Here is an 11,833-nt window from a genome sequence, read left to right on the forward strand (position 1 = left end):
TGCGACCCGATGATATGGCATTATCTTATGTCAATCGTCCTTCCCATGGTTTTTCACAAACAGGTGAGTATTTGGATAGTTATTGGCAATAAAATTTGCATTTATGTAGTGGGCAGTCTTGTGGTGATACATCAAGATGAAAATATTGGAATGAATAGACTGCTGTAGTAACCGACTTTGATTTTCGGTTAAAAAAACAACAATAAAAATGGCGCAAATTTAAATCAATTCACGCCATTTTTTAGTTTATTTACCACCAAGTGCCATAAAGAATAACTAAGGTAATCACCACCACTATTGCGGAAATATTAAAACTACGTTCAGTATCAAAGGTAATTTCATCTAAACTAACCGAGCTATCTGTGGCAGGATTTTTACCGAGCAGAGATACTACTGCCGACAATGCAATACACATTAAAAACACTAAGCCGATACGATCCATAAAGGGCAATTCTGGCCATAAGAATTTAAAGGCCACTGAAAATGCTGCCGAGCCTAATGCTGCCGCTAATGCACCGGTTGACGTGGTGCGCTTCCAAAACATACCCATTAAAAATATCGCTGTAATACCCGGTGAAAACAGGCCGGTAAATTCTTGAATATATTGAAAGGCTTGATCAAATTTACCTAGTAGTGGCTCTGCTGTAACAAGGGCAATACACAATGAAACAACTGTTGCAATACGACCGATATGTACATAGTGACGCTGACTTTTATCTGGCAGAATGTTTTTGTATATATCCATGGTAAATATGGTTGAGATACTGTTGGTCATAGAGGCAAGAGACGAAACAATTGCTGCCACTAATGCCGCAAAAACTAAACCTTTAATACCCACCGGCATTAAACCCATCATTGATGGATAGGCTTGGTCTGGCGAAGTTAAATTAGGATATAAAATAAGCGCCGCAATACCGGGAAGTACCACAATAATAGGCATCAAAAGTTTTAGAAAAGCCGCAAAGACAATACCTTTCTGTGCTTCTTGGATACTTTTAGCCGCTAATGCTCGTTGGATAATGTATTGGTTAAATCCCCAGTAACCAATGTTCATCACCCATAGGCCGCCTAGCAACACAGATATCCCAGGTAGGCTCATATAATCAGGGTTATCACTTGCTAATATCATGTCGAAATGACCAGGTACTGTTTCAGTAAGAATACTAAAACCGGCCATAAAACCCATGCCATTGGCAACTTTATCGAGTGCAAGGTAACTTAACAATAGACCACCAAAAACCAGTAATACCACTTGGATAATATCGGTGTAAGCAACGGCTTTTAAACCTCCGTACAGTGAGTAGGCTACTGAAAACAGTGCCAAAAAAATCATGCCATACATCCAATCAACCCCGGCAACGGTTTGAATTGCCAAACCGCCTAACCACAACACCGACGTTAGGTTCACAAAAATAAATACCGCTAACCAAAAAAGGGCTAGGGTGGTTTTCACTCGACTATCAAAACGTTGCTCAAGATATTGAGGCATCGTAAAAATGTTATTTTTCAAAAAGATAGGCAGAAGATATTTGCCTACAATAACCAGTGTGATGGCTGCCATCCACTCGTAAGAGGCGATGGCTAAACCAATAGCGTAACCGGAACCAGACATGCCAATAATTTGTTCGGCTGATATATTAGCCGCGATAAGAGATGCACCAATTGCCCACCAAGGCAGGGATTTACTAGCGAGAAAATAATCCTCAGTATTACGATCACCTTTGTGATCATTACGGGATATCCATAATGCAATGCATAAAAGCCCGATAACATAGGCAATAAAAACGGTTAAATCGAGTTGTTCCAATTTCATCTAGCACACCTTTTTGATATTTATTGAGTCAGGTTTTACTTTGTGACTTATTTTTCTAGCAATTCAAATTCAAATTTATCATTTGTTAAATTCTGGGCCGAGCTATAGGACTAACTTACAAAAATCCCGCCTTTTTTCATCCTGTAAAATGGCAACAAGTTGATGACTTTTTCTTTGCTGGCATTATTTGATATTTCTCAGTACCTAGAGCTCATATTTAACTTATATTCATATAGTCCATTACAAAACGCGTAATTCTGCGAGGCTAATTGGAGCATTAATTTAAATCTATAAATGTTAATTAACTGGCATAAAATGTTAAATATGTGCTGTTTATTACCAATAAATCATGGTAATTGTAGGTTTAGTGTTAGATATATGTGGTGGATGGGCTATGAGAAAAGGACAGGTTTATTGCGAACCATTTTGCATTGAAGAAAGTTATCAGTTTGAAATTCATAAAGTTCAATACCAAGAAGAAGATGCCTATTCGTGTTTTATGCACTTTCATGAAGTTCACGAATTTATCATTTTTGAACAAATTGATGGGAGCTATTATTACAATCAGGGGGAATCAAAATTAGTCGATAACGACATCGTTTTCACCCCTGCTTTGGAAACCCATAATTTTGAGCTGAGTGAGCGTCCAAAGTCTTGGTATATCATTCAATTTTTACCTGAATTATTTAATGAAGCCGAATTGCAAAAAATCAGTTCGGTGTTTCAGCAGGGCCAGCATTTACGGCTACAACAAAAAGACATAGAAATCGTACAACAGCAGGTAAGTTGGTTGTATGACTGTTATCAAGATAATCCTCTAAGCGGAAAAAGCTTAACGCTGCTAAGACTGCTTATTTTGTGGATTGCTGAGCATTCCCAACCGGTGATTTTGCCGAATAGTGTGCCTATTACCTCAAGTATCGGTTATGGAAAACTGTCAACAGTTATCGATTTGTTCCGACAAAGTAAGTCGGTAGAGCTGACATTAATTGAGGCTGCCGAATTGTGTCACGTTTCACCCTCACATTTTTCGCGGATGTTTAAATCGATATTTCGCTGTAATTTTTCTGAATACAGCTTACGTCATAAGCTTTACAGCGCGGCGCGGCTTATCAGCCAAACCGAGAGTTCAATTACCACTATTAGTTACGAGTTAAATTTTTCTAGTCCGTCCCACTTTATTGCCCAGTTCAAAAAACAATTTAATACCACGCCTTATAAGTATCGCCTAGATGTCAAAAAGAGGATTTAGCCGTAGTGCTTCAGCATAAGTTAAGCCCTTAGCTGATGGGTAAATGACTCCATAAGTGGATGTTTATGGATCGGTGGCACATAGTTTAATAGTGTTAAAATCAAATAACATTTTACGCTCAATTAGTATCAAAAATTTGTTAAAACACTCATCTTTATCGCTAGGTTAGTTTCAAATTAGCATCAATAATAGCGCGTATCATTTAATTAAAGTCTATAAGATTCAGATAATTAATGGTTTTTTTCTGTCATATTAAGCACGACCCTTGTGGCTTTACCTTAGTTGTATATTTTATTTACATAAGTATTACATTAATAAAAATTATTTTAACAAATGAGTGTTAAGTGCTGTTTGTTGCTGAAATCTTGTTAGTTTCCCGCTCACTACTTCAATAGCATAGATATAAGTGCCCAGCGGCATTTGTAGTGGCATCACTCAAAAATATAAAGTCAAAACCAGTGGGATTCATATGAAGATTAATAAAAAGTTCACACTTTTATCACTTAGCATCGCCGTTTCATCTGCGCTATCTGCAAATTTTGCCGTTGCGCAAGAACAACAAGCAGGTGCTGAAAACGATATTTTGGAAGTCATTCAAGTTAAAGGTATACGCAGTAGTTTAAAAGAGTCGATGGAGTTGAAGAAAAGCTCTGCTTCCATTCAAGACAGTATTGTTGCTGAAGATATTGGTAAATTTCCTGATCAAAACGTCGCCGAGTCTTTGCAACGTATTAGTGGTGTGATGATTTCACGCACTAACGGAGAAGGTACAGCGATTACTGTGCGTGGCTTGGGTCCAAAGTTTAATACCGTAAAACTGAATAACCGTACATTGGCGACGTCAGAACGTGGCAGAGAGTTCGACTTTCAAGTATTACCTTCGGAACTGATTTCTGGAGCTGATGTAATAAAAGCCTCTCGCGCCAATATCGCAGAAGGCGGCATTGGTTCGTATGTCACCATTAATACGGCGCGTCCACTAACGAGTCCGGGTGAACATATCGCAAGCTCAGTTAACTTAAAATATAATGATTTAGCTGAAAAATTCACTCCAAAAGTTTCAGGTATTTATAGTAATACCTACCAAGATAACAGCATTGGATTTTTAATTGGGTTTTCACAGATAAAAACTGAAAACCGCATCGATGCACATGAAACAGCCTTTTGGGATAACGTACAAGCAGATGATACTCAACGGGCACCTGGCCCTATTGTTGATGAAAGTGGTAATGCGGTTACGTCTGGTACCCTATGGTATCCAGGTCGTGCGCAATTTATGACAGATAACGAAGACCGCACAAGAACCAGTGCTAATGTCACTCTGCAATATGCACCAACTGAAGATACTACCCATACATTAGATGTTTTTTATACTGACTTTGAGCGGGATGCCTTTAGTAATGGTATGCAGGCGCCATTGCATCGAGACGGCTTTGAAGATGTCATTGTTTCAGCAAACAATACTATTTTATCAGCGCGTAAAAGTGCAGATCCCCTCGATGGTTTATTTCAAACTCGTGCCGAATCCTCTAAGACATTGGCGGTTGGCTATAATGCTTTTATTTATAAAGGTGACTGGACTTACGAAGCGGATGTTGCATATTCAAAAGCTGAATCTGCGCCTCGCCTTGAGCAATATGTTCCTAATATTATCAACGCGGCCGGTTTAATCGATTCAGACTACATCGCATTCGATAGCCGTGGCTCTGATGTTATTAATATCGACTCGAGTATTGCGTGGAATGATCCGGCTGGGGTAAAAGCCCATTGGAATCGTCGCTCACGTGATGAATTAGAAGATAAAGTGTTAGAAACTAAATTTAATGCAAGTTACGAATTAAATTCAGGGTTAATGCGTAGTGTTGATTTTGGGGTGTCATATACTGACCGCACAAAATCATTACAGCAATATAATTCAGATAGTACCCAATGCGGTTCTGTTGTTAATACCTGCGGCACATTGTTAGATATGGATGATAGTTTATTCTCTATTAATAAAAACAGTGATTTTTTATCTGAGGTCAGTGGTAACTTTCCGCGTAATTTCATTTTCATCAATAGTGTGGCTGATTATACAGCAGCAATGCAGAGCATTTCTCAAGATAACGCTTGGGGAGCAAACGAATTAGTGCCCAATGCCTCGGTAGAAAATAGCGAAAAAATAATGGCGCTTTATTCTCAGTTAAACCTTGAAGGTGAATATGCCACCTTTACTTGGGCTGGTAACGTTGGTCTTCGTTATGTCGACTCAAAAAACACTTCCGAGGGTTTTGCCATACAAGTGCTTGATATTGAGATGGATGACTCAGTCCAAGATGATGGAGAGTTAATTAATATTACCACTTCAGATCCTGTTCACACCGATGCTAAAACCTCTTCTCAAGAGTTATTACCCAGCGCTAATATTAATTTAGATTTCAATAACGGATTTTTTGTTAAAGGCTCAGCTGCAAAAGTATTAACTCGTCCCGCGTTGGAAGATGTTGGGGTTAATATGTCAGTCTCTGGTGTTCGTTTGACGGAATATAGTAGAAGCCAAGGGAACCCTTATTTAGAACCATATTTAGCGACTCAATTTGATTTGGCCTTTGAGTATTATCAAGACAATGGTAATACCTACAGCCTTAACTTTTTTAACAAAGACTTTAGCAGTTGGATTTCAACTCAAACCTTTGCACAAGATTCAGGCTTTGATGTTGACCGTAATTTTGATGGCACCAACGATTGGGATGTTAAAGAAACCGTCACCCAAAAGAGCAACCGTAGCGGCGTTAAATTAAATGGTGTGGAACTAGCGGCACTGCATTATTTTGACTACTTGCCAGGCTGGATTAGTGGTTTGGGTATCCAAGCTAACTACACCTACACAAACAGTAGTGACAGTGATGCCGATATATTTGAACAGCCAGGCGTCACAGCTCCAGGCAGCGGTGTTGAAGGTTTCTCAAGTAATGCCTATAACATCATCGCTTTTTACGATAGAGATGGTTTTCAAGCACGTTTAGCCTATAACTGGCGTGAAGCTTTCCTCATGCAGCGTCAAAGTGATGTGGGTGGTGGTTTACCTAAACATGCTGATGATTATGGCCAGTTCGACTTCAGTACCTCGTATGATATTAATGACAATTTTACGCTTAATGCTGAAGTGATTAACGTAACCAATGAAAATATCCTCGAGTACGCCGACGTACGTGAACGTGTGACTAAACTGCAATATACGGGTCGTCGTTTCCAAGTGGGGGTTTCTGCTATATTCTAATATTTGGCCGGTTTAAGCACCGCTCAGTAGCAATGCAGTGATAAATATAAAGCGCGCTTATTGATAAAATAAGCGCGCTTTTTTGTTTGCCCAGCGAAGCTGGCAAACCCGTCCACTTGAAAGATAGTGGAGTCACCCTGACTAAGGGGAAGATAATCTGAATGGCAAGTGCGCCACTGGCTAACGGTGGGGTGTGAAGGAAGCCATAGGAAGTTAGAGGTACACAACTAACCGTAACCTGTTTCGGCGGTATTGGTGGGTAAGCGTCCAAAATAGCGCGAAGCCCAATACTTAGTCAGACCAATGCTGTGATTGAGGGTGGGATTTCTAACAGGGAGTCAGTGCAGTAACTGGGGAAGCCTGGCATCTAAACTTACTGTAAGTAAGTGGTCTAAATTCAAGGGGAAACCCAAGGTTTATGGTCGGTGTGAGGGTAACCGTTCACCGGGGAGCTATTGACTTAAGGCCGTTAGTTCAGGCAGTGCCGGATATTCCGAGCGAGTGATGACCCCGTGGACGATTTGCCTTAGCCAGTCCAGAGGATTGGCCCCCAGCTTGCGGCAGCTTTCTACAATGGTGAGAATGCGTTGCCGAAATTGCTCGCCCCGGTGTGAGTACACGCCATAACTGCCTTTGCGCCACAGTACATAGCTGCGCAAGGAGCGCTCTGCCTCGTTGTTGGTCAGAGGAATATCCTTATCCGTCAGAAATGTCCAACAGCTTTCATCGTGTTTGAGCAATAATCCGCAGCGGTTTCGATACCGCGGGGTAACACAAGCTTCGGTGGCATGTTCCAGGGTGGCTTGCCAACGTTTGCGTAGTTTACCCATACGCTTTTGATACAAATAAGGCGATAGCTCCCCTCGCTCAAATCGGTGGCGGGTACGAAAGATAAGATGGATCAAGGTTTCTAATCGCTGCCCTATGGGTTTATTCGGCCCCCAACTATCTGCTATTGCCCCCACATTACGTAAAATATGGGCCCAGCAAAATTGCCGCTGAGATGGGGGGAGATAATGGTAGCCCGCATATTGATCGGTAACGATCACGGCTTCAGTGACGTCGCCTAATAATGCCCGGGCGGCATGTTGCGCCCGGGAGTAGTGGATCATAAAACAGGATAATTCATCGGTGCAGGCCAGCCACATCCAGCGGTTTTCGTTCTCACGCTTGTGCCGGGTTTATTCACCTCATCCCTGAGGCTCACCGTTTCACGGCACGCTGAAGCGGTTCAAATGCTTTCCCGAAGCATTTGTCGTCAGCGTGGACAACGGTAGGATCCTGGACTAGCTGTTTGATCTGCTGATGAACGGGCGTGAGCATCGCGCTGACCTTGCCTTGGGCTTCAGATATGGCACCTCGGCTAAAGTACACCCCGAAGTTCTGCTGCAACTGTTGCTGGATTTGGCTAATACTCTGATGGAACTGCCCGGCCTGTATGGCGATAAAGGCCAACATGTTGGCCCCCATCTGACCATTGTTGACGGTTTCGGGCAACGTCGCCTGAACAGCCTCCCCACAGCGGCAACAGCTACCTTGATAAAGCGGGTGCTCCGTCACGTTGTAGGCTTGTTGAGGGATATCAAACACCTGATGACGATAATAAGGCGTGGCATTGGATACCACTTTCCCCCCGCATGCACATTCGCCGGGAGGATAATAGGACAGTGTCACATCCACCTCATCTACTCGCGCGCGATTGCTGCCCTTATGCCCCGGCTGGGCGCCTCGCGGTTTGCCGCTACTTTTACGCGGGCGATCTACAGCCGCTGGGCCATCGGAAGAAGGCGGGCGAGAAGAGTTGCGACTGGATTGTTTCAGCCGGTCTTCAATGTCATTGAGCCTATCCCATAACGACTGAATAAGCGCATTGGCTTGTTCAAGCGTGTCGGCTTTAGGGGCGGCTGGACGGGATTTTTTGCGTGTCATGTTGACACCATGCCACATGGGCGGGATCGCGCAATAGGATCATCGGGATCATGCAAAATAAATATTTTTACATGTCAATACCTGTCCGGTGAACGGTTACCTAAATGAGCTGCATAGTAATACCGATATTAAGCCAGATTTACCCATTATTTATTCTCTTATTTTTTTACAAAGCAAAAGTGCTTATGGCTGTAGTCTAATAACTCATTATTAGAACCCTATCTGATTAACATAGATCTAACCTGTAAAGTGTAAATTGTCAACAAAGTAACGTTAACAATATTGTTTTGCTCAAACTTTCATGCTAAATTTTCATCTAACCTAATGCCGTGTTTTTTAAACTATGCTGGAATCTTTAATATGGAACTTAATATTGGTAATCGTCTATTTGTCACTCTAACTCGGTTTGCACTTGGGATATTTTCGATACTTTATTTTGTGGGCTGTTCTGAATCTGATTTCTTTTCGGGTCCCACTAAGGTTGCTTCAGCGCAACCCGTTAACTTTGAGTATGTAGTGACTGGAACACTTATTAAAAAATTGATTATTGATGTAGATAATCCAAAAAGTTATGCCCGTTTGAGCGTGTTTTCTAATGAAGAAATTTTAGTTGATAACCTGAATGTATCGACACTTGGTCCCCAAACAGTCAGTACATTGGTGCGTTTTAAGGAGTTGGGGAAGGTCAAATTAATTATCAAAGCGATCGACGCAGACTTAAGCATTACCGGTTTTACATTTGAAGACATTACTGATTTAGATATTCCTCAATATCAGGACATTTCGGTTATGGCTGGTTTGGATAAAGTGAATTCCATTAAGTACGGCGGCCCAACTATCGCTGATTTGGATAACGATGGTGACTATGATTTTATCGTAAACAACCACAACGAAGCAGATAGTAAGTTGTATTGGAATAATGGCGACGGCACGGTTACCGCTCATGATAAAAACCTTTCAAGGTGGTTTATGCATGACTTACACGGTACTGCGGCAGGTGATTATGATAACGACGGTGATCTTGACCTTGTAGTCACCCAAGGCGGCGGCAACGGCGAAGATCCCTCTACCGCTAATTTTTATCAAAATAACAATGGCAAATTGGTATTAATGACCGGTGACGTTGGCATTGACAAGGGCGGTCGAGGTCGGGGCGCTCGTTGGTCAGATATGGATTTAGATGGTGACCTTGATTTAATGTTAATTAACGAACTCGGCCTTAAAGGTGAAAAACCACAGCATTTTTTCTATGAAAATCTCGGTGACAGCACATTCAAATATCGGCCTATTATTGGTTTGCAGGATGTCCATCCCTCACGGGCACTGGTGACCGATATCAATAATGATCACATTGACGACATTATTCTTTATGGTCCACTTTCTGTGTGGATAGGTAACGGTGATTTCACTTTTACCGATATATCAGCACAATTCCCAGCGGATATTTTAGGGCTTGCAAGTATCATGGCAGTTGCCGATATTGACATTGATAATGACGGCGATCTAGATCTCTATCTTGCCAGAGGTAAAGAATTTGAGGGGGGGAAAGGAGAAACGCCATCGATGGATTTTGATCCCATTAGCAAAGAATTTTCAATTAAGCCAAGGGGCTTTAAAGGGGTCGACAAGTTTGATTTTAGTGCTGATGGAGCGATTAGACTGCATAGCTACACATTTTTAGCCCAAGGCATTTATCGCGACAAAGATTATCCTTTATTTTTAGGCTCAGCAAAGTCTGCAGCGGTATTGACTAGTGGCGACGAAATGGATATTCAACCTGCAAAGGCAGAAGGATGGCCTGAAGATATCTCCGCTAATGGTATGTATTTTGGTCATCTAGGTAACGGGCAGTGGAAGGCTGCGTTGGTGCGTGATGGGGATATATTCTGGGGCTTTAAATTTAGCCTATCAGGCGTCAACGACGTCGAACCAGCGTTCGTGCCGCAAAACAGAAATGAAGCCGATGTACTGCTGCGAAACGATGGTGGTAAATTTACTGATGTGTCTAAACAATGGAATATTCAACCTGGCGCTAACTCTTTAGGTGTGACAGTAGGGGATTTTAACAACGATAGTTTCCAAGATATCTTTGTATATCGCTGGGGCTTAATTGGTGCAAAAACTTCGGATTATATGCTGCTTAATACCAGAAAAGGGCAGTTTGAAACAGTCACAATGCACGGTGCTAATGATATTGGCGGACCCGGTAACGGCGATATGGGGCAAGCGTTTGATTTTGATTTAGACGGCGGCGTTGATTTACTCAATGGTAGTGAAGGTGGGCAGTGGTATCTGTATGCAAACAAACAGCCAGAACAAAGTCGTTACGCTTTAATTAGAGTTGGCTATTCTCCGGATTCACATGTTGATGCTATCTCGGCTGAAGTGATTGTTAAGACAGCCAAACATACCTATCGAAAACGAGTCGGTTCAGCAGGTGAAATATTCTCACAAAGCTTACTCAATATTGTACATTTTGGCCTTGGTGACGAACAACAAATAGAGAGTATTAACGTTAGATGGCGTGATGGCACTTCGGTAGAGTTTAAAGATAAGGTCGCAAATAATCTCTACGATACCGATAAATTTGATCCTAGCGATCTTACGTTTAACCCAGTTATAAACGTCATAAGGCAAGGTACGTCAGTACAGTTCTTAGCGCAAGTTAGTCCAGACAAGGCGGATAGTACACTGATTTGGTCAAGCACCGATGAGTCAATATTAACCGTGGATGAACAAGGAATAGTTAGCGCGGTTGGTGAAGTTAATCAAAGCGCTACGATCAGCGCGACAAGTCAAGTAAATGGCGTAGCAGCGTCAAGCCAAGTGACAATTGGCGAGTGGTTTGCGCAGCCTATTGGATCAATTTCAATTTCTACAAGCACTAGTGAATTGATAGCCGGTCAAAGCTTAGTCTTAAAAACCAACATACAACCTGCATTGGCAGATGACAAAGGCGTAATTTGGTCGATTAGCAACCCTGTTGTGGCAAGTGTTGATGCTAACGGAATGGTAAATGCCAGACAGGCAGGCAAAGTCCTAATCAAGGCAGTATCCCAAACTAATCAGGCAGTTGGTGATGAAATTCCATTAATTGTTAAACCTTTAGTAAAGCCGTTTATTCAAATTGCTGATGCAGAAAAAATTGCTAATACCGAATTTACTGTTGGTGACAGCATTACCCTAAATGTTAACTATCATGCTGGCACCGGTAACAAAGTGATTGCTTCTGATGAAGGTGGGATTCGGTTCTGGTTCCGTCATTTCAAAAACGAATGGATCCCAGCAAAAGATGTAGTTTTAACCGACGCTAGCGCTCTAAAAACCGAATCAGGTTCATCATCGATGACATTTTCGCTAGACGGCGTAACACCGACGGCAGAATTACCTGAAAATCACTTTTATTACTTCCGTGCCTCTTTTACTTCTAGCAACGGCGATGCCTACGAATCAGCGGTATATCCTATCAATATAGTGGCTAAAAAAACTGATTAGAAAAAAGATTACGAGATTAGTGAGGCACCTTGATACTAAAGCGCAAGGTGAACCACGCAAAAACTTAACGCAATTCAGCAGGCAC

Annotated in this window: 4 protein-coding genes and 1 pseudogene; 3 read left to right on the forward strand and 2 right to left on the reverse strand. The window is 41.9% G+C overall.

Features of this window, described 5'->3' with window-relative positions:
- Positions 1-250: 250 nt before the first annotated feature.
- The gene (locus AC3RV5_RS08655) at positions 251-1,813 is read right to left on the reverse strand and encodes a sodium/sugar symporter (protein ID WP_489731524.1); all 1,563 of its coding nucleotides are present in this window, start codon (positions 1,811-1,813) and stop codon (positions 251-253) included.
- A gap of 394 nt (positions 1,814-2,207) precedes the next feature.
- Between AC3RV5_RS08655 and AC3RV5_RS08660 the strand changes: the two genes are divergently transcribed.
- Both AC3RV5_RS08660 and AC3RV5_RS08665 read left to right on the forward strand, forming a co-directional pair.
- Positions 2,208-3,065, forward strand: coding sequence for a helix-turn-helix transcriptional regulator (locus tag AC3RV5_RS08660; RefSeq protein ID WP_489731525.1), 858 nt, complete (start codon positions 2,208-2,210; stop codon positions 3,063-3,065).
- Between the two features lie 406 nt (positions 3,066-3,471).
- Positions 3,472-6,324 carry a TonB-dependent receptor gene (locus tag AC3RV5_RS08665; RefSeq protein ID WP_489731526.1) on the forward strand — a complete coding sequence of 951 codons (2,853 nt, stop codon included), beginning with the start codon at positions 3,472-3,474 and terminating at the stop codon, positions 6,322-6,324.
- Positions 6,325-6,776: 452 nt separating this feature from the next.
- On the opposite strand, the pseudogene tnpC reads toward AC3RV5_RS08665, so the two are convergent.
- Positions 6,777-8,253, reverse strand: a pseudogene (tnpC, locus tag AC3RV5_RS08670) (IS66 family transposase).
- A 360-nt stretch (positions 8,254-8,613) separates the two neighbouring features.
- On the opposite strand from tnpC, the gene AC3RV5_RS08675 reads away from it, so the two are divergent.
- On the forward strand, positions 8,614-11,748 hold the full coding sequence (locus tag AC3RV5_RS08675) for an FG-GAP-like repeat-containing protein (protein ID WP_489731527.1): 3,135 nt from the start codon (positions 8,614-8,616) through the stop codon (positions 11,746-11,748).
- The last annotated feature ends 85 nt before the right edge of the window (positions 11,749-11,833 follow it).

Source organism: Paraglaciecola sp. IT1134, from assembly GCF_058068185.1.